We start from the raw sequence: 23,577 nt of genomic DNA, 5'->3' as shown, positions 1-23,577 counted from the left end.
CCGGAACGACCATGACTGCAGCATTCACCGCCCCCGCCGCCCGCACCCTGCCCGCACTCGTCCTCGAGGCCGCGCAACGCCACGGCGAGCGCATCTTCATCGAAGACGGCGACCGCCGCATCCGCTATGCGGACCTGCCTGCGCACGTGTTCGCCGTCAGCCGCGCCCTGATCGCCCATGGCATTGCACCTGGCGACCGTGTCGCGATCTGGGCCGAGAACCGCGCCGAATGGATCCTCGCCGCGCTCGGCATCCATTGCGCCGGCGCGGCGATGGTGCCGATCAACACCCGCATGAAGGGCGCCGAGGCAGCCGACATCATCGAGCGCAGTGGCGCCCGCGTCCTCTTCGCTGTGGACCGCTTCCTGGACGTCGATTACCCCGCCATGCTCGCCGACTGCCGCCCGGCCACGCTGGAAAAGGTGGTCGCGCTCGGCCACGCCGGCGCACATGCCGACACCGACTGGGACAGCTTCATCGCCAGCGCTGCGGGCGTGGGCGAAGCGCAGGCGCGCGCGCGCGCCGCGGGCGTGCAGCCTGGCGACATGTCCGACCTGATGTTCACCTCGGGCACCACCGGCCGCCCCAAGGGCGTGGTCAGCGCCCACCGCCAGATCATCCAGGCCTTCATCGAGTACGTGAAGATCGCCGACATCCGGGCCGGCGATCGCTACCTGATCGTCAATCCCTTCTTCCACACCTTCGGCTACAAGGCCGGCTGGGTCACCTGCCTGATCGCCGGTGCCACCGTGCTGCCGCACCCGGTGTTCGACGCCGAGGCGGTGTTCCGCCGCATCGAGGCCGACCGCATCAGCGTGCTGCCGGGGCCGCCCACGCTCTACCTGTCGATGCTTGCGCATCCGAAGCTGGCGCACACCGATCTCTCCAGCCTGCGCGTGGCGGTGACCGGTGCGTCGACCATCCCGCCGGTGCTGATCGAGCGCATGCGTCGCGAGCTCGGCTTCAAGGTCGTGCTCACCGCCTACGGCCTGACCGAATGCGGCGGCCTGGCCACGATCTGCGCTGCCGACGACGACGCCGAGACGGTCGCCCTCACCAGCGGCCATGCCATCCCCGGCACCGAGGTGAGCATCGTCGACGCCGACAACCGCCCGTTGCCGGCCGGCGAGGCGGGCGAGATCTGCCTGCGCGGCTTCCACGTCATGCAGGGCTACTTCCAGGACGCCAAGGCCACCGCCGAGACCATCGACGCCGAGGGCTGGCTGCACACGGGCGACGTCGGCACCCTGGACGCGCGCGGCTACCTGCGCATCACCGACCGCCTCAAGGACATGTTCATCGTCGGCGGCTTCAACTGCTACCCGGCCGAGATCGAGGCCGCGCTCACCGCCCACCCGGCGATCGCCCAGGTGGCGGTGATCGGCGTGCCCGATGAGCGCATGGGCGAGGTCGGCTGCGCCTGCGTCGTGCTGCGTCCCGGCCAGGCGCTGGACGAAGCCGGGCTCATCGCCTGGTCGCGCGAGCGCATGGCCAACTACAAGGTGCCGCGCATGGTGCGCTTCTTCGTATCGCTGCCGGTCAATGCTTCGAACAAGGTCGCCAAGAACGAACTGAGGGCGCAGTTGCGTGTTTCTGCGTGATTGCGCTGCGTCAGCGCAGCCCAGCCATCGACACCATGAGGCATCCATGAGCCAGAAGAATGAACTGTTCGCCCCCTTCCAGCTGGGGCCGATCAGCCTGCGCAACCGCTTCATCCGCGCCGGCGCCAACGAGGGCATGGTGCTCCATGGCGCGCCCACGAAGGCGTTGGTCAAACACCACCGCGACATGGCCGCTGGCGGTGTGGGTCTCACCACCGTGGCCTACGGCGCGGTCGCCAAGGTCGGCCGTACCCTGCCCAACCAGGTGTGGATGCGCCGCGAGATCCTGCCCGACCTCAAGGCCCTGGCCGATGCCGTGCATGCGGAGGGAGGCGCGATCTCCTACCAGCTCACCCATGGTGGCTCCTTCGTCACCTCGCTCAAGGTCGACGGGCCGACCATGAGCGCCTCGGGCGGCATCAACAAGGCCGGCATGATGCGCGGCAACCTCTTTCAGCGCGCGATGACCCGCGCCGACATGGATCTCGTCGCCCAGCAGTTCGTCGACGCCGCCGAGCTGTGTCGCGAGGCCGGCTTCGACGCGGTCGAGATCCACATGGGTCACGGCTACCTGCTCAACCAGTTCATCTCGCCGCTCTCCAACAAGCGCAAGGACGACTATGGCGGCACTGCGGCCAAGCGCGCGCGCTTTCCGGCCGAGGTGCTGCGCCGGGTCAAGGACAAGGTCGGCCGGCAGATGGCGGTGCTCGCCAAGATCAACGTGGCCGACGGCGTGGCCGGCGGCGCGACGGTGGACGATGCCATCGTCACCGCCCGCCTGCTGCAGGAGGCCGGTGCCGACCTGCTGGTGTTGTCCGGCGGGCGCAACATCGAGTCGGGCTGGTTCATGTTCGGCAGCAACTTCGACATGGACGAGATGAAGAAGGTGCTCAAGGGCAGCTGGCTCACCGGGCTGATGATGAAGCTGGCGCAGTTCGGCACGCCCAAGGTGAGCTTCCGCGAGATGTACTTCCTCGAATACTCGCGCCGCATCCGTGCTGCAGTCGATGTGCCCCTGGGCTACCTGGGCGGCGCGCGCTCGCTCGCCAACGCCGAGCAGGCCATGGCCGAGGGCTTCGACGCGGTGGTGATGGCGCGGCCGCTGATCCACGACGCACAGCTGGTCAACAAGTTCGCGCGCGGCGAGGCCACGGCCTCGGGCTGCATCAACTGCAACCGCTGCGTGCCCTACATCTACCACCCGGCCGGCACCATGTGCGTGCTCAACGCGCCGAACGACCCGGCGCTCAACCGCGTGCGTGCAGCGGGCTGACGGGGGGATCCCAGCGTGACGAAACTCAGCATTGCACAGCGCCTGTGGATCTGGGCGGCGGTTTCCGGCTTCCTGTTCCTGGCCGCGGTGGCGTTCGGCTGGTACGGACTCCACCAGGCCAAGGAATCCCTGCGCGAGGTTCACGAGATCAATATCGCCACGCTGGGGCGGCTCGAGGCGATCCAGTTGCGGCTGTTGTCGAACCGCCGCCTGGTCCCGCTGGCCTTCCAGCTCGACCCCGAGGGCGGCCTGGCTTCGGCGCACGAGCGCCCGCTGTCGCATTACCTGGAGCAGATCGATCGCAACACCGGCGAGATCGAGGCCCTGTTGCAGACGCAGCGCGAGCGTCTGCGCGACCCCGCGGAAGAAGCCTTGTTCGAGGCGTTCGAGGCGCACTACCGCGAGTGGCTGGCCCAGGTCGACGAAGTGCTTGCCTCGCTGCGCACCGGCTACTTTCGCCCGACCTACATGAGCGCCTTCGTCCAGGGCGGCGAGCCCGCGGGCGATGCCACGGGCGAGGCCCTGGCGGCGCTGCATGCCCACCAGACCGACCTTACCGCGCGCATGTACGAGGCCGCGCAGCAGCGCTACCACGCCACCATCACTGCCTATATCGCGCTCTCGGTCATCGGCACCGTGTGCGGCGTCTTCATCGCGGTGAGCACGCTCCGGCGCCTGCGCACCGCCTTCGGCGTGGCGTCCGGCGTCGCCCGCTCGATCGCGGAGGGCGACCTCTCGGTGAGCGTGCCTGCGCTGGGGGCCGACGAGTTCGGGGTGTTGCTCGGCGAAATCGGCCACATGCGCGACCGCCTCCACGGCCTGGTCGACGACCTGCGCCGCGAGGTGAAGCAGCTCGGGGTGGAGGCGCGCCAGATGTCGGACATCGCCGGCACGGCCTCGGAGCATGCGCTGTCGCAGGAAGAGGCGCTCAATCGCATGTCCGAGGCCGCCAACGCCCTGGTCGAGTCGATCGACCAGGTCGAGACGCATGCCAGCGTGTCGCTGCAGACCACCGAGCGCTCCTCGGCCCGCGCCGAGGACAGCCGCCAGTTCATCCGCAGCATGGCCAAGGAGATGCACCGTGTCGCCGAGGTGGTCGACAGCACGGCGGTCCAGGTCAAGGAGCTCGAGCAACTGTCGCAGCGCATCAGCGGCGTGGTCAATGTCATCCGTGAGGTGGCGGAGCAGACCAACCTGCTGGCCCTCAACGCCGCGATCGAAGCCGCGCGTGCAGGCGAACAGGGGCGCGGTTTCGCCGTTGTCGCCGATGAGGTGCGCAAGCTCGCCGAACGCACGGCAGCGTCGACGCAGGAAATCATCGTCACCATCAGCGACATCCAGGACCGCACCCGCGGCGTGTCTGCCGGCATGAAGCAGGTTGTCGAGCGCGTTGCGGCAGGGGAGGGGCTGTCGCGCGAAGCCGAGGTCTCGGTCGAAAGCATCCGCGAGGGCACCCATGCGGTGTTCGAGGCCGTGGGCAGCATCGGTGAGCTGATCAAGGCCCAGGCCGAATCCACCCGCGAGATCGTGCGCCGCATCGACAGCGTGTCCAGCGGCACCGGCGATCTGTCAGCAAGTGCCGGTCGCAGCGCGCAGTCGGCTGCCGGGCTGGATGCGCTGGCGCGTACGCTGGACGAACTCTCCGGGCGCTTCCGCCTGGCCTGAGCGCAGGCGGGCGCAACGCGGGCGTCAGCCCGCCTGCGCGTCGGACAGCCCGCCCCCGAGCGCCCGGTACAGTTGTACGACCGCCTGGTGCAGGGCGCGGGTGGTCTGGGACAGGCCGAGTTCGCTGTCGAACAACTGGCGCTCGGCATCGATCACTTCGAAATAGCTCGAGATCCCCGCCAGATAACGGGCGTTGCTCACCCGCAGGCGTTCGCGGTTGGCGAGCACCACGGCGCGGGTCGCCTCGCGCTGCCGGCTCAGGTGCTCGAACGCGGCGAGTGCATCGCTCACCTCGCGAAACGCCTGGCGCACGACGGCGGCGTACTGCTCGACCAGGATGCGCTGCTGGGCTTCGGCGGCATCGACTCCGGCCTGCAGCCGTCCGCCATCGAACAGGGGCAAGCCGATCGCGGGCTGCAGCGACCAGGCATGGCGGCCGCTGTCGAACAGTTGCGCGAGATCGGTGGTCGCGAAGCCGAGCAGCGAGGTCAGTGTGATCCGCGGCAGCAAGGCCTTGCGCGCGGCCTCCACGTTGGCCCCGGCGGCAAGCAGGGACGCCTCGGCGGCGCGGATGTCCGGGCGCCGCTGCAGCAGTTCGGCAGGCAGGCCGGCGGTGACCCGTTGCGGCGGGCCCAGGTCGTCCAGCCGGGTGTGGCGCGGGATCGGGCCCGGATTGCGCCCCAGCAGCACGGCGAGCGCGTTCTCGGCCTGGGCACTGCGTCGTGCCTGGTCGGCCAGGGCCTGCTCCGATCCGGCCAGCAGGGATTCGGCCTGGCGGACATCGAGGATGGACGAGATGCCCTCCTCGAAGCGCGCACGGGTGAGCCGAAGCGCCTTGCGCCGGCCGTCGAGCGTGCGCTCGGTGATCGCTTGCTGGGCGTCCAGGTCGAGCAGCTCGAGGTAGAGCGAGGACACCTGCGCGATCAGGCTGGTACGTACGCCGTCAGCCAGCGCGGCGCTGGCCAGAACCTCCATGCGCGCAGCCTCGGCGCGTGCGGCGAGCCGCCCCCACAGGTCGATCTCCCAAGCTGGCAGCGACAGCCCCAGCGACGCACTTTCGCCGATGCGATTCTCGCGCGGGTCGAAGCCCGGCATGCGTTCGCGGCTCGCCGCCGCGCTGGCGTTGATGCCCGGGAACAGCGCGGCGCGCTCGATGCCGTGTTGCGCGCGCGCCAGTTCGATGCGTTCGATCGCGATGCGCAGATCCGTGTTGGCCGCGAGCGCGTCCGCGATCAGGGCATGCAGCTCCGGCACCGGGAGGAGCGCGTTCCAGGGCAAGGTGGCCAGGCTGGCACCGGCCGGGTCCGTGTCCGCATGCCCGGTCTGCGGCCAGGCGGCGGGCACCGGAAGCTCGGGCCGGACCACGGGCGAGGGCTGGCACGCCGCCAGCAGCAGCGCAAGAATGGGCAGCATGCGCACAGGGTGTGGCGATCGCTTCATCGACCCGCCTCCATCTCGTCGTTCCGGATGCGGAAGAAGCTCGCGTACAGCAGCGGCACCACCACCAGGGTCAGCCCGGTGGCGAAGATCAGGCCGAACATGATCGTCACCGCCATGCTGCGGAAGAAGGGATCGACCAGCAGCGGCGCCACCCCCAGCACCGTCGTCGCGGCGCCGAGGAAGACCGGCCGTGCGCGGCTTGCCGAGGCGTCCAGCACCGCGAGCAGGCGTGGCTTGCCGTCGCGGATCTCGACGTCGATCTGGTCCACCAGCACGATCGCGTTCTTGATCAGCATGCCGGTCAGGCTCAGGAAGCCCAGGATGGCCATGAACTCGAAGGGCGCCTGGAACAGCAGCAGCCCGACCGCCACCCCCACCACCGCCAGCGGCACGGTGAGCCAGATCACCGCGGTCTGGCGCAGGCCGTTGAACATCACGATCACCGCCACCACCATCGCTGCGAAGCCGAAGGGCGCGGCGGCGGCCAGCCCGGCGTTGGCCTCGGCAGAGGCCTTGTGCTCGCCGTGCCATTCGAGCACGTAGCCCGGCGGCAGCGCAATGGCCTCGATCTGCGGGCGCAGGCGCTCGAACAGCGGCGCAGACAGCTGTCCGGCGGGCGGGTCGCACTGTGCCTTGATGGTGGGGAAGCGGTTCTCGCGCCGGATCAGCGCGTCTTCCCACACCGTGTCGACGCGCTCGACGAACTGGCTCACCGGCACGTACTTGCCGGCGGCGGCGCTGAACACCTGGGCGTTGCCGAGGTCTTCGACGCCGTGGCGTTCGTCTGCCGGCGCCCGCGCCATGATCGGGATCAGGCGCTCGTGTTCGCGATACACGCCGATCTGCTGGCCGACGTAGTGGCGCTCGAGCGCGGCGGCGATGTCCGACGGCAGCACGCCGGCACGCTGCGCGGCCTCGACCGAGAAGCGCGGGCGCACCACCGGCACCGCCTGGCGCCAGTCGTCCTGGATCGCCACCGCCTCGGGGTCGGCAGCCATGATCGCCTTGGCCTCCTCGGCGAGCTGGCGCAGCACTGCCGGGTCGGGGCCGCGGAAGGCAGCCTCGATCTTCTTGCCGCCGCCGCGGCCGAGCATGAACTTCCACACTTTCACGCTGGCTTCCGGGAAGGCCGCCTCAAGCTCTGGCTGCAGGCGGTCGATGAGGCCGGAGATGTCCTCGAAGCGTTCGACGTCGACCAGCAACTGACCATACGCCGGGTTGGGGTCTTCCGGGCTGTAGGTGAGCATGAAGCGCAGGCCGCCCTGGCCGATGAAGCTGGAGATGTGGGTGACGCCGGGGGCGGCGCGCACCTTCTGCTCGGCGCGGGCGACGACTGCCGCCGTGGTGTGGATGTCGGTGCCCTGGGGCAGGGCGAGGTCGACCACGAACTGCGGCCGCGCCGAATCGGGCATGAAGCCCGGCAGCACATGGCCGAACGCGACCACGCCTGCGGCCAGCAGGCCGGCCAGCACCAGGCCGCTGGTGAGACGGTGCGACAGCACACCCTGCAACAGGCCGCGGTAGGCGCGCAGCAGGCGGCCTTCGTGCACCTCCGCGTCCGCCTTCACCTTGAGGAAGGCGGCGCACAGCAGCGGCGTCAGGGTGATCGCGAACAGCCACGACAGCAGCATCGAATACAGGATCACCCAGAACAGGGAGGCGGTGTACTCCCCCATGTCCGAGGGCGACAGCCCGATCGCGCTGAAGGCCAGGATGCCGACCACGGTGCCGCCGAGCAGCGGCCACACCGTGGCGCGCACCACCGCGCCCGCCGCCGCCGTGACCCGCTCGCCTTTCTGCAGCCGCACCAGGATGCCGTCGGTGACGACGATGGCGTTATCCACCAGCATGCCCAGCGCGATGATGAGCGCACCGAGCGAGACGCGCTGCATGGCGATGCCGTCCATCAGCATCGCAATCAGGGTGCCGGCGACCGTCAGCACCAGCACCGCGCCGATGATCAGACCGCTGCGCAGCCCCATGAACAACAGCAACACCACCACCACGATCGCCACCGCGGCGACCAGGTTGTCGACGAAGCCCGACACCGCGGCGCGCACGGAGTCCGACTGGAAGGAAACCACGTTCAGCTCCATCCCGACCGGGCGCTGCCCCTCCAGCTCCGCCAGCCGGCGCTTGACCGCGTCGCCCATCTCGACCACGTTGCCGCCCTGCACGTTGGAGATGCCCAATCCGATCGCCGGGCGACCGTCGTGGCGCATCAGCGCTGCCGGGGGATCGACGTACTCGCGGCGGATCTCGGCCACGTCGCGCAGGCGCAGCAGGCCACTGCTGGTGTCGCCTGCGACCACGAGCTCGCCGAGCGCGTCGACCGACAGCACGCCGTCCGCAGGCTGGATCTGCAGGCGCAGCGGGCCAGCGGTGACCGCGCCGGCCGGGGTGATCAGGTTCTGCGCACGCAGCGAGGCATAGATGCGGTCGAGCGGCACGCCAAGCTGCGCCGCACGCGCGCTCGACACCTCGACGTAGATCGCCTCCTTGCGCTCGCCGAGCAGGGCCACCCGTGCCACGCCAGGCACCAGCACCAGCTCGCGGCGCAGCAGATCGACGTAGTCCCACAGCTGGCGCGGGCTGTAGCCGTCGCCGGTGACCGCGTAGAAGAGCGCGAACACATCGCCGAAGTCGCTCTTGACCACCGGCTCTGCCGCACCCGGCGGCAGTGCGCGCGCGGCCTCGGCAATCTTGCTGCGCAGTTTGTCCCAAACCTGGTCGAGTTCGGCCTGGCTGCGGGAGAAGGCAAGCTTGGCCTCCACCTTGACCATGGACTCGCCTGCGCGCGACACCGAGGTGACTTCCTCCACCTCCTGCATCTGCTGCACGGCGCCCTCGATCAGGTCGGTGATTTCCTCGGCCACCTGCGCCGGCGAGGCCCCCGGATAGGCGGTGACGACCACCGCCTGGCGGATGATGAACTCCGGGTCCTCGAAGCGCCCGAGGCGTTCGTAGGACAACCAGCCGCCCACCAGCACGAGCACGGTGGCGACCCAGGCGACGACCGCTTTGCGGATCGTGTATTCAGCGATGTTCATGGCTCGGTCCCCGCGTTCAGCGCGACTCGAGCGGGCGCACGAGCATGCCTTCGCGCACCGCGCCGACACCGGCGCCGACGATGCGCTGGCCCGGCACCAGCCCGGACTCGACGACGATCTCCGCGCCCACGACAGCGCCGGTGCGGATCGGCGCGCGCGCAACGCGACCGTCCTCATCCACGACCCACACACCCGGCTGGCCCTGGGCGTCGGCAGCGACCGCGGCAAGCGGGATGGTGAGCGCCGCGCCGGCCGCGGGCGCGGCGTCTTGCCCGCGCGGGGTTGCGGCCAGCGGCTCCACGTTCACCGCCATGCCGGGCAGCAGGTTCAGGCCTGCCGGCATGGTCTGCAGCGCAAGCACGACGACGTAGGTCTGGGTCTGCGGGTCGGCCTCGGCAGCAAACGATCTGAGCGCCAGCGCCAAAGGCTGCCCGGGCTCGCCGTCGAGGAAGGCGACGGCCTCCTGGTGCGGCTGCAGGCGCCGCACCAGCCGTTCGGGCACGTTCACCACCACCTCGAGCGCACGCAGGTCCTGCAGGTCCGCGATCGGCTGCTTGGCCTGGACGTTGGTGAAGGGTTCGATACGGCGGCGCGTGATGACGCCGGCGAAGGGCGCCTTGATGACCGTGTTGGCCAGATCCTGTTCGGCTGCGGCGAGGTTGGTGCGTGCGAGCTCGAGGCGGGCGCTGCGATCATCGACCTCGGCACGGGCGACCGCCATTTCGGTGTCCCACAGGCGCTGGTAGCGCGCGAGATCGTTCCTTGCGCGCTCGAACTCGGCCCGGGCGGACGCCAGCCTCGCCCGGTACACGCTGTCGTCGAGGCGCGCGACCACCTCGCCGGCCTTCACCTCGCGGCCTTCCTCGAGACTGAAGCGGTCGACGAAGCCCGGCACGTCGAAGGAAAGCTCCGCGCGTTTGGCAGCGCGGATGCGCCCAGGCAAGCGCAGCGCATCGTGCGTGTCCTGGGCGCCGACGGTGACGATCAGTGCCGGCCTGACGGCGGGCGGAGCGCTGTCGGGGACGGGCGCTTCGGTGCATGCCGACAGCGCGAGCAGCAGTGCGGCGCCGGTCGCAGCGGCGAGGTGTTTCTGATTAGGCATGATCGAGACGGAATCGAGGTTTGGCATCCGGAGTGCCTAGCTTAAGCGCATATCGTGACGGAGGGACAAGCGCGACAGACGAACTTTCGATCGCCGTTGTCGGCTCAGGGTGTCAGTCATGGAGCATCACGCGTGCGTGTACAAAGCTGCCGTGAAAATAGATGCCGTCGATGCGGCGGGCGACTTCGGTGGCAACGTCGGGCGTGATGTCCATGTCGATGATGAACCATGGTCGCTCGGGATCACCTTCGCGCACGACGAGGATGTCGAGGACCGGCCCGAAATGCCGCATGCGCTCGCGGAGCGTGTCCAGGTCGGTGTCTGGGCCGAGGCCCGAAATGAGTAGTTTCATGGCGAGAGATCTGTCAGCGCAGGGTCCGCATCCGGACGCCAGCGTTGCAGAGTAACGGCTCGATCCACATCATGACAGCGCTGCTGGCCCATTTTGGGTCAGCCTGACAGGAGTACGAAGAGATGGACGACCTTGATCGCCGTATCGACAAGGCCTTCACCATGGTTGCCTTTGCGGCCAACCGCCATCTGGTGGATCACATGCGCCGGATGACCACGACCCTCGACATGGATCTCGAGAGCGCGATGCTGTGGGGGACGCTGGCTCACCTCAACGTGGCACAAGCCATCCGGCCGGGGGCGCCGCCTACCGAACTGCTGGCGCCGGATGGCTTTCTGCTGGGCGCACATCGCCCGGTGCGCCTGACCGACCTCGTCCAGGTGACGGGGCTGCCCAAGGAAACCGTGCGGCGCAAGCTCGAGAAGCTGCGCCAACGGGGCAAGGTCCGGCGAACCGAGGACGGGCTCTGGGACGCACTGCGTGAGGGCATCGATGAGCGCACCCACGCGTTCACCCGCGAGTCGGTCAAGCGCCTGCTCAGCACTGCCCGCATCATCGAGGGCATCCTCCAGAATTCGCCCCCGGGTTAGCCGGTTGCGGTCCGTTTCTCGACACTCACCTCCGCTGCGGCCAGCCGCAATGCCAGCCGGCGCCAGTGGCGTTCGGGCAGGTGGGCGTAAAGCCAGAGCTCCGCAGGCCGCCACATGGCTACCCAGGCGAAGATGTTGAGGCTTTCGCGCACGCCCAGCATCAGTTTGCTCGCGTCGTCGGGGATAGCCTGTGCGCAAGCCAGCAGAACGACGACACAAGCGAGGCCGAGGACGCTGGATACTCTGGCGAAGCGGAAGATGTCGCGGATCTGTTGATCATGCTGGCGTGCCCTGGCCGTGAAATGCGCATGCATGATGCGGGCGACGACTTCGGCGCTGGGAGCGTCTGCAGTCGGGCACTGGATCCGGACGAGCAGCGACTTGTGCTCGTCAGCGGTGCGCGCTGCGCCCATCAGCATGTCGGCAATCTGCGGATGGAGTTCGGACGGGATCAGTGCGCAGTTGGGGTCGAAGAGTGCCTGTGGCGAGGCGAGCGCCACGTCGATGTGGGTGACAGATGTGGGCATCCTGGCCTCCTCTACGAGCCTGACATTTGCAGTGCGCGACATGATGAGGCCTGCCAGGCGCTGCGGGAGCCAGACAGGCCCATTCCGGGCCTTTCGCGCTGAGGTGTGCCGACCCGCCTCAGGCGGTGATGCCGCCGCCGTTCAGCGGCACGATCTGGCCGGTGACCCACTCGGCTTCGCGCGATGCCAGCCAGGCCACGCCGGCGCCGACATCGGCCGGCGAGCCGGCGCGCGGGATGATGCAGTTCTTGCGTGCCAGCTCCTCCGAGCCTTCCCAGTTGTTCATCGTGCCCAGCGACAGGGCATTCACATTCACGCCCTTGCGTCCGACCTCGGCAGCGAGCTGGCGCACGAAGCCGACCACGCCGGCCTTGGATGCGGCGTAGGCGGCGATGCCCATCGGTACCGCGGCACGCCAGGACTCGGAGGTGATGGCGACGATGCGGCCCCACTTCTTCTCGATCATGCCGGGCAGCACGGCGTGGCAGCCGTTCATCAGGCCGTACATGTTGAGCTTGACGAAGCGTTCCCAATCCTCCGGTTTCGATTCGAGGAACTTGCCGTAGCCCATGCCGGTGGTCGGTACGCCGGCATTGGAGACGTAGACGTCCACGATGCCGGCCTGCTCGCGCACGGCGGCGACCATCTTCTGCACGGCGTCGTAATCGGTGACGTCGGCGGGCGCGGCCAGGGCCTTGAGCCCGGCGGCGCGCAGCTCGGCGGCTGCGGCCTCGGCGCGCTCGGGGAAGAAGTCATTGATCGCCACGGTGGCGCCCTGGCGGGCCAGGGTCTCGGCTACGCCGCGGCCCATGCCGCGGCCGGCGCCGGTGACGATGGCAACGCAGCCATCGAGTCTGAAAAGGGCCGGGGTCATCGGTGAGTCGGACATCGTGCTTCCTCTGGTTCGGGTGGAGTGTGTGGAGACAGGCTTTCAGCGGCCTTCGAAGCGCGGTGGCCGCTTGTCGATGAAGGCCTGCATGCCTTCCTTCTGGTCGCGCGAGGCAAACAGCAGCGCGTTGGCGCGGCGTTCCATCGCCAGCGCGGTCTCGAGCGGGGCATCCATGCCGAGCAGGATGCACTCCTTGATCTGCTCGGCGGCGAGTGGCGGCATGGCGGCGATGACGCTCGCCAGTTCGATCGCGGTCGGGATCACCTGGTCGTCGGCCACAAGGTCGCTCACCAGGCCGGCGGTCCACGCCTCGTGCGCGCTGATCGGCTTGCCGGTGAGCGCCATGCGCATCGCCTTGGCCTTGCCGACTGCGCGCACCAGGCGCTGGGTGCCGCCGATGCCGGGCATGATGCCGATGCGGATCTCGGGCTGGCAGAAGCGCGCGCCCTCGCCGGCGACGATGATGTCGGCCAGCATCGCCAGCTCGCAGCCGCCGCCGTAGGCGTAGCCGCACACTGCGGCGATCACCGGCTTGGGGCAATGCTGGATGGGGCCCCACACGCGTTCGGTGTGGCGTTGGGTGATCTCGATCGGGCCGGCGCCGGCCATGCTGGTGATGTCGCCACCGGCTGCAAACACCTTGTCGCCGCCGGTGAGCACGATGCAGCGCACGGTGTCGTCGGTCGCCAGCTCGGTGAAGCGCTGCGACAGCAGGGCCTGAAGTTCGAGCGACAGGGCGTTGGTCGCCTGCGGCCGGTTCAGGCGCAGCACGGCAACGCCGCCGTCGAGGCGTTCGAGCAGCAGGGGCGAGGCCGGGTCGGACGGCGGTGTCGGGTCTGTGGTCATGGAGCCTCCAGGGGACGCTCCCGGTGCGACGGCCCGTGCGGGTGCGGCGACCGGGGAAGGGGATGGGATGCATGTTCCGCCCTCGGCGCAAGCGGCTCATCGTCCGTTCAGACGACGAATGCCACGGGGGCCGCACCTAGACTCGCAGGCATCCAACCATTGCGGAGAAACGCATGAACACACAGTCTTCCACCGGCGCCGCAGCGCTCGGCTACCACGGCAAGGTCGTGCTCGTGACCGGCGGCACCAAGGGCATCGGCGCGGGCATTGCGCGCGGGTTTCTCGCCGTCGGGGCGGCGGTGGTCGTGTGTGGTCGCAACGCGCCCGAGGCCCTGCCCGAGGCGGGCGGCGCCCGCGCCGACTTCATCCCCGCCGACGTGCGCGACATCGAGTCGCTGCAGGCGCTGTTCGCCACCATTCGCGCGCGCTTCGGCCGCCTCGACGTGGTGGTCAACAACGCCGGCGGCGCACCCTTCGCGCTTGCCGACAAGGCCTCGCCGCGCTTTCACGAAGGCATCATCCGCCTCAACCTGATCGCCCCGCTCAACGTCGCCCAGCAAGCCAATGCGCTGATGCAGGAGCAGGCCGAAGGCGGCGTCATCATCTTCATCGGCAGCGTCGCCGCCTCGCGCCCGTCGCCGGGCACCGCTGCGTATGGCGCGGCCAAGGCCGGCGTGCTGTCGCTGGCATCGTCACTGGCGGTGGAGTGGGCGCCCAAGGTGCGCGTGCTCGCGGTCAGCCCGGGGCTGGTGCAGACCGAGCAGTCGCACCTGCACTATGGCGACGACGCAGGCATCGCCGCGGTGGGCGCCACCATCCCCGCCGGCCGCATGGCCACGCCGGACGACATCGCCAACGCCTGCCTGTACGCCGGCTCGCCGATGGCGGCCTACTTCGCCGGCACCAACCTGCTGCTGCACGGTGGCGGCGAGCGGCCGGCTTTCCTGGCGGCGGCAAATACCGGCGATCAGCACTGACGAGGCCGCGCCCGGCTCAGAAGCGCGGCGCCGCCTCGGCCGTCATTGCGGGGTGCGATGCTCCACGACAGCCTGATGGTCGCGCTCAGCGTAGCGCCTCGCCATCACGGCGCACACCATCAGCTGGATCTGGTGGAACACCATCAAGGGCAGGATCGCGAGGCCTGCCGCCCCGCCGCTGAAGATGATCTGCGCCATCGGCACCCCGGTGGCCATGCTCTTCTTCGAGCCGCAGAACACGATCGTGATCTCGTCCTCGACGCTGAAGCCCAGGCTGCGTGCGAGCCAGGTGGTGGCGACCAGCACCAGCGCAAGCAGCACCACGCAGCACACCACCAACTGCGCCAGCGCCCAGGCCGGCACCACGCGCCAGATCCCGTCGAGCACCGCCGCGCCGAAGGCCGTGTACACCACGAGCAGGATCGAGCCCTGGTCCACCAGGCGCAGCCAGCGCTGTTGCTGCATCACCCAGCCGCCGATCCATGGCCGCAGGGCATGGCCGGCCGCGAAGGGCAGCAGCAACTGCAGGCCGATCTTCAGTACGGCTTCCCCGAGCGGCACGCCCGCCCCGGTGCTGCCCAGCACCAGGCCCGCCAGCAGCGGCGTCAGCACGATGCCCACTAGGCTCGATGCCGACGCCGCGCAGACGGCCGCCGGAACGTTGCCGCGCGCGATCGAGGTGAAGGCGATGGCCGACTGCACCGTGCCCGGCAGCAGGCACAGATAGAGCATGCCAAGCCAGAGCGCATCGCCCAGCAGCGGCCGCAGCACGGGCCCGAGCACCAGGCCGAGCAAGGGAAACATCGCAAAGGTGCACACGAACACCAGCAGGTGCAGGCGCCAGTGCATCGCCCCGTCGATGATGGCGCGGCGCGAAAGCCGTGCGCCGTGCAGGAAGAACAGCAACGCGATCCCCGCATGGGTCAGCCAGTCGAAGAACACGGCGAATGCGCCCTGCGCGGGCAGAACGGTGGCCAGCACCACGACGGCAGTGAGCAGGATCGTGAAGCGGTCGAAAAGCAGAAGCAGAAGGTTCATGGCGGTGCGGGAAGTTGCGTAAGAAGCGGTAGAAAACGGGCTGGAAACAGGCCTGTGGAGGGCGGGCTCGGCATGACGGCGGCGCGCTTGTGAGGGAGCCTAACCAAGGGCGATACTTCCAGCTAACGCCAGCCGGCTCTTCAATATCGCTGACCAGACATGCCGCCGTCTCCATCAGAAGAACTTGCCGGGCTCGTCGTCCTGCCGCGATCGGTCTTCGGCCACGCCGAGTCGGTGGCCAATCGCGCGCTCGGCTATCGCCACGTCCATCCCTGGGTCCAGTTCGCGTATGCGGTGGCGGGCGTGCTCGACGTGCGCACCGACAGCGGGCGATTCATCGCGCCCCCGCAGCGCGCGGTGTGGATCCCCGCGGGTGTGGCGCATCAGGTGCGTTGCTCGGCCGACACCGAGATCCGCAGCCTGTACATCGAGCCCGCCGCCTTGCCCGCTGCGCAGGGCGGCTGCCGCGTACTTGCCGTGAGCCCGCTGCTGCGCGAGCTGATCCGCGCCTTCGGCGACTTGCCCGCGGAGTATGACGAGCGCGGCCCGGGGGGCCGGCTCGCAGCCGTTCTGCTCGACCAGGTGGCCGCAGCGCCCACGCTGGGCCTGATGTTGCCGCTGCCGCGGGAACCCCGCCTGCGCCAGCTCTGCGAAGCGCTCGAGGCCGAACCCGACTTACGCGAAGGCCTGGCCCCCTGGGCGACCCGCCTGGGGTGCTCCGAACGCACACTGGCGCGGCTCTTCCGCGAGCACACCGGCTTGAACTTCCGCCTCTGGCGCCAACGCCTGCGCCTGATCAGCGCCTTACCCCTGCTCGAAGCCGGCGAGCGCGTCACCGATGTCGCCATCGCCTGCGGCTACGACTCGGTGTCGGCCTTCATCGCCAGCTTCCGGGAGCATTTCGGGGCGACACCGGGGGAGTTTGCGGGGGAGCGGGGGGGTGGATGAGTGGGGGGAAGGGAGGGGCGGTTCTTCGGCCTTTGTAGTCGGTGACCCGACAGGTGATGTCAGGAAGCAATGTGCTGGTCACCTGCCGCTCGGGGGTCAGGCGACAGCCAGGGCTTCAGGCGGGGGCTTGCGCGCTTCGATTTTTTCCATGCCCGGGCTGGATAAGAATCAGCTTAATTCCCGGGTCAAAGGAACGCGTGATGCACGACAATGGTATCCTCCATCGGTGGGGGAGCGGGCTCTTCCTCCTACGCGAGTAGGGGCGGCTCTAAGAAATAACGACTCTGGTCGTTGCTGAGTGAAAGCTCACTGATCCCGAGAGGGATGTTCTATGACTTCAAACCACCTCGCTCCCCCCAATTTTCCCTGAGCGACGATGATGCGAGACAAGGTCTGGTTCACATACAAGGCGCGGATTCAGGCGCAGATTCGCCTCGCGTGGCTTGAACTACACTCTCAGGTACTGCTAGTTTGGTACGCTGTCCTCAGCGCCGGGCTTGCGGTGGTGACGGTTCGTTATCCGCAGGCTCTTGGTAAAGACACGGACGTACTCTCTGCCGTACTCTCGATAGCTCTGTTGGGAATCTCGCTGGCTGTCGCAAATCGAGATTTCCGCGGGCGGTCGATTGCCATGCGCCAGAATTACCTAGAACTGCAACGGCTTTACGATCGGACGGCACCGCCGGCCAATTTCCACGACGACGACCTTCAGCATTATCACAACCTACTCTCCGCCGTCGAGAATCACACTGAAATCGACGACAAGCTGTTTCGCACGAAGCACGCGGCTAGTCTCTCGACTCGTCTCCCATCTTGGAGAGACAAGGCAGAGGCTTATTGCTATGTGGCGCTTCGGCTGGTGCTAACCGCACTGCTTTACTTGGCACCAATCGGACTATTGCTGGTGCAGCAATGACCGCAGCGAAAAGATTCAAGAGGATTTTCTCGCCGCGCAGCCTCCGCAGGACGTACTTCGACCACATAAAGTCAAAGAGCGCCATCGGAATCGATCGAGTTCGCCCGAGTCAGTTAGAGCCAAAATTGAACTCTGAACTTGCGCTCATCTGCGAAAAGACTCACGCTGGCTCATACAAGTTCACCGCGTTCAAGGAACGGCTAATCTCCAAAGGTCAGGGGAAGCCGCCGCGGGTCATCTCGATTCCAACAGCGCGCGACCGTATCGTCCTGAGAGCCCTCTGTCACCTACTTGGGGAGGTCTTTCCAGAGGCCAAACTCGAACTACCTCACGTCGCGATCGACTCTCTAAAAGTGGCACTTGCGAGCGGCAAGTTCACTGACTATGTGAAGCTCGATCTCGAAAACTTCTATCCCTCGATCCCACATGCGGTGCTTTTTCGGGCTCTAAAAAAGCGGATTCGGAAGCCCGAGATTCTCGCATTGCTAAAAGCTGCTGTTGAAACGCCAACCGTACCGGAAAGCAAGGGACGCAAAGGCAGCGCTCCAAGCACCATTGGCGTCCCACAAGGCCTCGCAATATCCAATCTTTTAGCAGAGATTACGCTGCAGTCGGTCGACAGCGCGTACAAGAATCGCGGTGACATCTGGTACTTTAGGTATGTCGACGACATCCTGATCTTGACACCACCTGGACAGGCGGACGCCATAGCTGCCGAGGTCGTTAACTCGCTGACTGCGCTTGGCCTCAAGCCGCATCCACCTAGCCCTTCGGGCTCAAAATCAAAGATTGCGCCTCTGACTCATCCGTTCACTTTTCTTGGATACGAAATCAACAACTCAAGAATCTCGATCCGTCACGAAAGCGTATTGAAGTTTGAATCGTCATTAGCCAGCATATTTACTGGCTATCGCCACCGACTCAGTAGGGCGACTAAACTTCACGAAAAGGAGCAAGCGTTAGCTCTTTGCCGATGGAAGCTCAACCTTCGAATTACGGGCTGCATATTCCAAGGCAAGCGCTTGGGCTGGGTATTCTACTTTTCTCAAATTACAAGTACAGATCGCCTTCGAGCAGTGAGTCACACCATAGATGCGCTACTGCAGCGCTTCAGCTTAGCGACCGTTCTGAAACCAAAATCGCTCATAAAAACGCATTACGAAAGCAAGCGCAAGAGCAAGGATTCACACGGATACATTCCGAACTTCGACACAATGTCTTTAGCTGAGATGAGAGGGATACTCTCAATCCTACTTGGGGAACAGAAAATTGCGAAGATCGGCGACAAACGTGTGGCCGAGTTATTCAAGATGAGAGTTGCAGTGGCAGTACGTGAGCTCGAAGCCGATCTTGCTGGGCTTTCATAAGTCGCAGGATTAGCATCGCGCAAGGTGTGAGGCAAGGGACATGCAACGCATTAACTTTGAAATGCACTCGGTATATCATTTTCTCCACATGCCTTTGGTCTGATATTCCGTTACAGCGGACGGCCGAAAGTTCCATTCTCCGGGCTGCCGACCTCGAGCGGCCGCCCCTGAACTAGACGTTGAACGACCGCTCTCTTGTGCCAAGTAGAGCGGATTTGGGTCGAAAGGTTAGTTCGCAGAGTATGGAGGCACTCGTTCGCAGTCGCCCTAGGGACGAATGTCAGGTGACCGGCGCTTTCCGGCGTGACTTCCTCCAGCAGACCACCGACTGCAAAGGCCGACCAGCAGCTCTCTGCATCAAGCCTCATCGCGCCCGTTACTAAATCAACGACGCTGCTCGGACTCAGCCCGGCCGCCACGGGGGCTACCTCAAGGTGGAGGGCTATTAGCTCTCGACATCGAGATTGGTCCAGCCCCATGAGGCCTGCGCTTCCAGTTGCCGTGGCCTCGGCGACCTCGCCCTTAGCAAGCAATCCCCCTCAACCCACCCGCGCCTGCGCGTCTCCCGTCACCGCCGCGGCGCGCGTGCGCGCCAGGCGCAGGCTCAGGACCAGCGCCAGGCCGATGAGGCCGAGCAGCATGTAGCCCACGTTGGTGAGGGCGGTATTCAGGCCGGCGATGTTGGCTTCGGCGAGGACGGTGTTGGCCGACAGGCCGGCCTCGCCCAGGCGGGTGGTGAGTTCGGCAGGCAGCTCGCGGGCGCGGCTGCCGGTGGCGCGGGCCAGCGCCTCCAGGCTCGCCGTGTCGAGCCCGAGCGCTGCGGTCTGGCGCATGATTGCGTCCTGCGTGGCGTAGGCCAGGCTGGCGCCGAACACCGCCAGCGACAGCGACGAGCCGGTGGGGCTGCCGAGGTCGCGGAACATGCTGAACAGGCCGCTGCCGGCGCCCATGTTCTTGGCGGGCACCGCGCCCAGCGCCAGCTTCATGATCGCCGGGGTGTTGCAGCCGATCGACAGGCCCATGATGCAGGCCACCGCGATCACCATCCACAGCGGCGTGGTGACGTCGATGTTGAGGAAGAGCAGGGTGCCGCCCAGGCTGGCGAGCATGGCGATGATGACCAGTACGCGCGGCTCGATGCGGTCGACCAGCTTTCCTGCGATCGGCGAGCTGATGAGCCCGCTGCCGTACAGGAACAGGGTGACGAAGCCGAACTGCGCAGCTGTGCCGCCCGGGCGGCTGTTGATGAAGAAGGCCAGCGAGTAGACGACGCCGCTGGAGAAGATCATGTGCAGCCAGTAGATCGCCGAGGGCGTGGCGAAGGCGCCGCGCGACAGGATGCCGAGGTCGATCACCGGGTTCGGCGCGCGCTTGCTGTGGCGCCACAGCACCACCAGCGCGCTGATTCCGACGACCACGATGGCCCAGGTGATGGGTGATTCCTTGCCGAAGTTGGTTGCCCAGGTGGGCAGCGACAGCAGCGAGGCGATGACGGCAAACAGCAGCATGGCACCGGTGTAGTCGAAGGCGGCCTGGTGCTTGGCGGGGGCGATCTCGGGCACCAGCATGCGCACGGGGACGAGGCCGACCAGGGTGAGCGCACCGCTGATCCAGTACACGCTGGGCCAGCCCAGGCGGTCGATCAGCAGGCCGCCGAGCAGGCCGCCCGAGGCCGCGCCGAAAGTCATCGTGAAGGCGAGGATGCCCAGCGCCAGGCCGCGCTTGTTGTCCGGGAACAGGTGGGCCGCATACGCGAACACGCCGGGCAGGATGCAGGCCGCGCCCAGGCCCTGCACAAAGCGGGCGCCGAGGAAGAATCCGAAGTTGGGCGCCCAGGCGGCGGCGAACTCCGACACTGCGAACACCAGCATGCCGATCGTGATCACCCGCTTGCGCCCGTACTGGTCGCCCAGGCGGCCCATGATCGGCGCGAACACGGTCAGCGCCAGCGAGTACAGGATCAGGATCAGCGCCGACATGTTCACCGGAATGCCGAAATGCCGGGTCACGCTCGGCAGCGCAGGGGCCTGGAAGGCGGCAGCCTCGATGGTGATGAAGGTGCCGAACAGCAGCGCGGCATACACCGCCCAGGCTGAGCGCGTGTCGGTACGTGAATCCATGGGCTGTCTCCGTATGCAGCGCATGCGGATGCGCGCCGCCTTGTTCTGTCGGGCGGATGGTCGGGCCCGGGGGGTGGGGACACATCGTCCGATGGGACTAAAGCGGGCTCGGAAACGGAGGCCGGCGATCGGCACCCGGTTCGCTGCCGAATGTCGGGTTTCGCTTGCCTTGTCCATCGTCCGTTCAGACGAAGTGTCGCCGAGGGTCCTGCTCTTAGACTCGCTGCAAGGGCTGCGAAAAGCTGCGACGCATCACCAGATGCATGCGCGCCGCTGGTCGCGGCAGGGTCCCGCAGGCGCCGCCGTCGATCGGGCGCGCCTCACACAACAGCAGGAGACGAACTTGGCTGAACAGGAATGGATGTCCGAAGTGCGTGCCAAGGTGGGTCGCGAGTACGGTCGCGTCTACGCCTGGGACGAGGTCAACGCGCCGATGATCCGCCAGTGGTGCGAGGTGATGGGCGTCGATAACCCGCTCTACCTCGATGCGGATTACGCCGCCACCACCGAGTTCGGCGGCATCGTGGCGCCGCCGGCGATGCTGCAGGCCTGGTGTCTCGAAGGCCTGCACATGAACAACTACGCGCCGGGTTCGACTGATGAAAACCCGTACGAAGTGCTCAAGATCATGGAAGCGCACGGCTACCCCTCGGTGGTGGCGGTGAATTCCGACCTCAGCTTCGAGCGCTACGTGACGCTGGGTGAAAAGCTCTACTACACCACCCGCCTGGATGCAATCGGCGAGGAGAAGACCACCGCGCTCGGCACCGGCTACTTCGTCACCCTCATCATGAGCTTCTTCTCGCAGAAGCCCGGTGGTGATGAGGGCGACGACGAGCGGGTCGGCCAGTTGCTGTTCCGCGTGTTCAAGTTCCGCCCCGCCAACGTGCCCAAGCCGGTGGAGAAGGGTGCGGCGCCTGCGGTACCCAAGTTCAAGCGTCCCAAGCCGGGCGTCAGCGACGACACCCGCTTCTTCTGGGAAGGCGCCGCCGCCGGCAAGCTGCTGATCCAGCGCTGCACCCGCTGCGGCACGCTGCGCCATCCGCCGGCGCCGGTGTGCATCAAGTGCCATTCCTTCGACTGGGACACGGTCGAGGCTTCCGGCAAGGGCAGCATCTACTCCTTCGTCGTCATGCACTACCCCGAGGTGCCGCCCTTCGAGCATCCCAACCCGATCGGCCTCATCGAACTCGACGAGGGCGTGCGCCTGATCGCCGGCCTGGTCGGCGTCAAGCGCGACGAGGTCAAGATCGGCCAGCGCGTGCAGGTCGAGTTCCAGTCCTTCGACGACGGCGAGCTGACCCTGCCGATGTTCCGCCCGGTTGCGGCCTGAGGAGAAGAGCATGGATTTCCAACTGACTGACGACCAGCGCGCCATCGCCGACATGGCAGGCAGCCTGTTCGGTGACCTGTGCACCGACGACCGCCTGCGCGCCTTCGATACCGCCGGCGAGCCCTTCATGGCCGACCTGTGGAAGCAGTGCGTCGAAACCGGCCTGCATGCGCTGGCCATTCCCGAGCAAGCGGGCGGCAGCGGGCTGGGCATGACCGAGCTGATGCTGGTGCTCGAGGCCCAGGGGCGCGGCCTCGGCCACGTGCCGCTGTGGCGCCACCAGCTCGCCGCCGCCACGCTGGCGCGCTTCGGTGGCGCCAGCGGTGCCGAGGTCGCTACGGCCGCCGCCGAGAGCAAGCTGATGATCACGCTGGCGCTCGGTGCCGCCGCGCGTGCCCACGGCATCGCGCTCAAGGCCCGCCGCGAAGGCGACGGCTGGGTGCTGGATGGCAAGGTCGCCGCCGTGGCGCTGGGTGCGGAAGTGTGCCGCGCGCTGCTGCTGGCCGAGACCGACGACGGCCCCCGCCTGGTGTCGGTGGACCTGCGTGCAGCCGGCATCGAGAAAGTACCGGGCGTGTTCACGCATCGCGAGGCGGTCGCCGACCTCGGCTTCAACGCCCACCGCCTTGCGGCAGACGCGGTGCTGCCCGAGGCCGCGCTGCCCTGGCTGGAGCAGCGTGCGATCGCCGCGCTGGCAGCGCTGCAGCTGGGCGTCAGCGCCGAGCAGGTACGCCGCACGGTCGAGTACATCAACGACCGCCGCCAGTTCGACCGCGCCATCGCCACCTTCCAGGCCGTGCAGATGAGCATGGCCGACGCCCACATCGCCATCGAGGCGCTGCGCTCCGCGCTGTGGCAGCTGGTGTATCGCCTGGATGCCGGCCTGCCGTCGCCGTCCGAGGCGCTGGCGGTCAAGTACCTCGCCAGCGAATGCGGCCACCTCGTCGGCCACAAGGCGCAGCACGTGCATGGCGGCATCGGCGTCGATCTGACCTACCCGATCCACCGCTACCTGTACTGGAGCCGTGCGCTCGGCATCACCCTGGGCGGCAGCGCCGCCACGCTCGAACGACTCGGCGACTGGCTCGCCAACAACGACAAGCTGGGATGGAAATATGACCTCGAAGAACAGCAAGCGCTTTGACGACGTGCGCCTCGGCGAGGCGCTGCCCGAGCTGGCGATCCCGATAACCACGACGCTGATCGCCTCGGCGGCGATCGCCACCCGCGACTACTTCCCCGGCCACCACGACATGGAAGCCGCCCAGCAGCTCGGTTCGCCGCACGTGTTCATGAACATCCTCACCACCAGCGGCCTCACCCAGCGCTTCGTGGAAGGCTGGGCCGGTCCGGCGGCGCGCTTCAAGGATCTCCGGATCAAGCTCGGCGCGCCCAACTACCCGGGCGACACCATGACTTTCAGCGGCGAGGTCGTCCGCACCGATGCGGCCAGCCGCGAGGTGGACGTCGCCCTCAAGGGCAAGAACTCGATGGGCAGCCACGTGACCGGCACGGCCACGCTGGTGCTGCCCTGACACGCGGA

The 23,577-nt window shown here is 67.4% G+C and carries 20 protein-coding genes; 11 read left to right on the top strand and 9 right to left on the bottom strand.

All coding sequences use genetic code 11. The features are described 5' to 3' along the window. Window positions 1-11: 11 nt before the first annotated feature. Genes P7F68_RS18195 through P7F68_RS18185 form a run of 3 tightly spaced genes read left to right on the top strand, consistent with a single transcriptional unit; the run spans window position 12 to window position 4,539 of the window. A complete protein-coding gene (locus P7F68_RS18195) occupies window positions 12-1,601 on the top strand; it encodes a FadD3 family acyl-CoA ligase (RefSeq protein WP_277835275.1) in 1,590 nt (529 codons plus the stop codon). A gap of 46 nt (window positions 1,602-1,647) precedes the next feature. Further along, window positions 1,648-2,874 (top strand): NADH:flavin oxidoreductase, encoded by a 1,227-nt coding sequence (locus P7F68_RS18190; RefSeq protein WP_002937701.1) that lies wholly within the window; start codon window positions 1,648-1,650, stop codon window positions 2,872-2,874. A 15-nt stretch (window positions 2,875-2,889) separates the two neighbouring features. Continuing rightward, the gene (locus tag P7F68_RS18185; RefSeq protein ID WP_002925342.1) at window positions 2,890-4,539 is read left to right on the top strand and encodes a HAMP domain-containing methyl-accepting chemotaxis protein; all 1,650 of its coding nucleotides are present in this window, start codon (window positions 2,890-2,892) and stop codon (window positions 4,537-4,539) included. Window positions 4,540-4,563: 24 nt separating this feature from the next. Here P7F68_RS18185 and P7F68_RS18180 read toward each other — a convergent pair whose 3' ends face one another. The 4 genes from P7F68_RS18180 to P7F68_RS18165 form a co-directional block, all read right to left on the bottom strand. After that, window positions 4,564-5,979 carry an efflux transporter outer membrane subunit gene (locus P7F68_RS18180; RefSeq protein WP_002925340.1) on the bottom strand — a complete coding sequence of 472 codons (1,416 nt, stop codon included), beginning with the start codon at window positions 5,977-5,979 and terminating at the stop codon, window positions 4,564-4,566. Then, a complete protein-coding gene (locus P7F68_RS18175; protein ID WP_277835271.1) occupies window positions 5,976-9,029 on the bottom strand; it encodes an efflux RND transporter permease subunit in 3,054 nt (1,017 codons plus the stop codon). Before P7F68_RS18175 ends, P7F68_RS18180 begins: the two co-directional genes overlap by 4 nt. Before the next feature lie 16 nt (window positions 9,030-9,045). Then, complete coding sequence (locus P7F68_RS18170; protein ID WP_277835269.1) at window positions 9,046-10,131, bottom strand: efflux RND transporter periplasmic adaptor subunit; 1,086 nt, start codon at window positions 10,129-10,131, stop codon at window positions 9,046-9,048. A gap of 112 nt (window positions 10,132-10,243) precedes the next feature. Next, window positions 10,244-10,483 carry an RNA recognition motif domain-containing protein gene (locus tag P7F68_RS18165; RefSeq protein WP_002925334.1) on the bottom strand — a complete coding sequence of 80 codons (240 nt, stop codon included), beginning with the start codon at window positions 10,481-10,483 and terminating at the stop codon, window positions 10,244-10,246. 122 nt (window positions 10,484-10,605) lie between these two features. Between P7F68_RS18165 and P7F68_RS18160 the strand changes: the two genes are divergently transcribed. Continuing rightward, entirely contained in the window at window positions 10,606-11,073 is a 468-nt protein-coding gene (locus P7F68_RS18160) for a helix-turn-helix domain-containing protein (protein ID WP_277835264.1), read from the top strand. Here the strand turns inward: P7F68_RS18160 and P7F68_RS18155 are convergent. From P7F68_RS18155 to P7F68_RS18145, 3 genes are all read right to left on the bottom strand, one after another. After that, on the bottom strand, window positions 11,070-11,600 hold the full coding sequence (locus P7F68_RS18155) for a hypothetical protein (RefSeq protein WP_277835262.1): 531 nt from the start codon (window positions 11,598-11,600) through the stop codon (window positions 11,070-11,072). The two genes, P7F68_RS18160 and P7F68_RS18155, sit on opposite strands and share 4 nt — an antisense overlap. Window positions 11,601-11,718: 118 nt before the next feature. After that, window positions 11,719-12,489 (bottom strand): SDR family NAD(P)-dependent oxidoreductase, encoded by a 771-nt coding sequence (locus P7F68_RS18150; protein ID WP_277835260.1) that lies wholly within the window; start codon window positions 12,487-12,489, stop codon window positions 11,719-11,721. 42 nt (window positions 12,490-12,531) lie between these two features. Beyond that, entirely contained in the window at window positions 12,532-13,335 is an 804-nt protein-coding gene (locus P7F68_RS18145; protein ID WP_002925326.1) for an enoyl-CoA hydratase, read from the bottom strand. Between the two features lie 173 nt (window positions 13,336-13,508). Between P7F68_RS18145 and P7F68_RS18140 the strand changes: the two genes are divergently transcribed. Next, entirely contained in the window at window positions 13,509-14,312 is an 804-nt protein-coding gene (locus P7F68_RS18140; protein ID WP_277835257.1) for an SDR family oxidoreductase, read from the top strand. Window positions 14,313-14,354: 42 nt separating this feature from the next. Here the strand turns inward: P7F68_RS18140 and P7F68_RS18135 are convergent, their stop codons facing one another. Continuing rightward, on the bottom strand, window positions 14,355-15,350 hold the full coding sequence (locus tag P7F68_RS18135) for a bile acid:sodium symporter family protein (RefSeq protein WP_277835255.1): 996 nt from the start codon (window positions 15,348-15,350) through the stop codon (window positions 14,355-14,357). 159 nt (window positions 15,351-15,509) lie between these two features. Here P7F68_RS18135 and P7F68_RS18130 point away from each other — a divergent pair, with 159 nt between their 5' ends. From P7F68_RS18130 to P7F68_RS18120, 3 genes are all read left to right on the top strand, one after another. Further along, the gene (locus tag P7F68_RS18130) at window positions 15,510-16,298 is read left to right on the top strand and encodes an AraC family transcriptional regulator (RefSeq protein ID WP_277835253.1); all 789 of its coding nucleotides are present in this window, start codon (window positions 15,510-15,512) and stop codon (window positions 16,296-16,298) included. 376 nt (window positions 16,299-16,674) lie between these two features. Next, entirely contained in the window at window positions 16,675-17,214 is a 540-nt protein-coding gene (locus P7F68_RS18125; protein WP_277835251.1) for an SLATT domain-containing protein, read from the top strand. Next, the gene (locus P7F68_RS18120) at window positions 17,211-18,581 is read left to right on the top strand and encodes a reverse transcriptase domain-containing protein (protein ID WP_277835249.1); all 1,371 of its coding nucleotides are present in this window, start codon (window positions 17,211-17,213) and stop codon (window positions 18,579-18,581) included. The genes P7F68_RS18125 and P7F68_RS18120 overlap by 4 nt, the downstream gene beginning before the upstream one ends. Window positions 18,582-19,120: 539 nt before the next feature. On the opposite strand, the gene P7F68_RS18115 is transcribed toward P7F68_RS18120, so the two are convergent. Further along, entirely contained in the window at window positions 19,121-20,701 is a 1,581-nt protein-coding gene (locus P7F68_RS18115; protein ID WP_277835247.1) for an MFS transporter, read from the bottom strand. A gap of 343 nt (window positions 20,702-21,044) precedes the next feature. Between P7F68_RS18115 and P7F68_RS18110 the strand changes: the two genes are divergently transcribed. From P7F68_RS18110 to P7F68_RS18100, 3 genes are read left to right on the top strand one after another with little or no spacing between them, the layout of a single operon-like run. After that, window positions 21,045-22,034: a bifunctional MaoC family dehydratase N-terminal/OB-fold nucleic acid binding domain-containing protein gene (locus P7F68_RS18110; RefSeq protein WP_277835245.1), complete on the top strand. Its 990-nt coding sequence runs from the start codon at window positions 21,045-21,047 to the stop codon at window positions 22,032-22,034. A 10-nt stretch (window positions 22,035-22,044) separates the two neighbouring features. Next, window positions 22,045-23,178, top strand: a complete 1,134-nt coding sequence (locus P7F68_RS18105; RefSeq protein ID WP_277835243.1) for an acyl-CoA dehydrogenase family protein — start codon at window positions 22,045-22,047, stop codon at window positions 23,176-23,178. After that, entirely contained in the window at window positions 23,150-23,569 is a 420-nt protein-coding gene (locus tag P7F68_RS18100) for a MaoC family dehydratase (protein ID WP_002925295.1), read from the top strand. Before P7F68_RS18105 ends, P7F68_RS18100 begins: the two co-directional genes overlap by 29 nt. The last annotated feature ends 8 nt before the right edge of the window (window positions 23,570-23,577 follow it).

Origin of the sequence: Thauera mechernichensis, assembly GCF_029588855.1 — a bacterium.
GTDB classification, from domain to species: Bacteria; Pseudomonadota; Gammaproteobacteria; order Burkholderiales; family Rhodocyclaceae; genus Thauera; species Thauera mechernichensis.
This window is presented reverse-complemented; position numbering and strand designations above follow the sequence as displayed.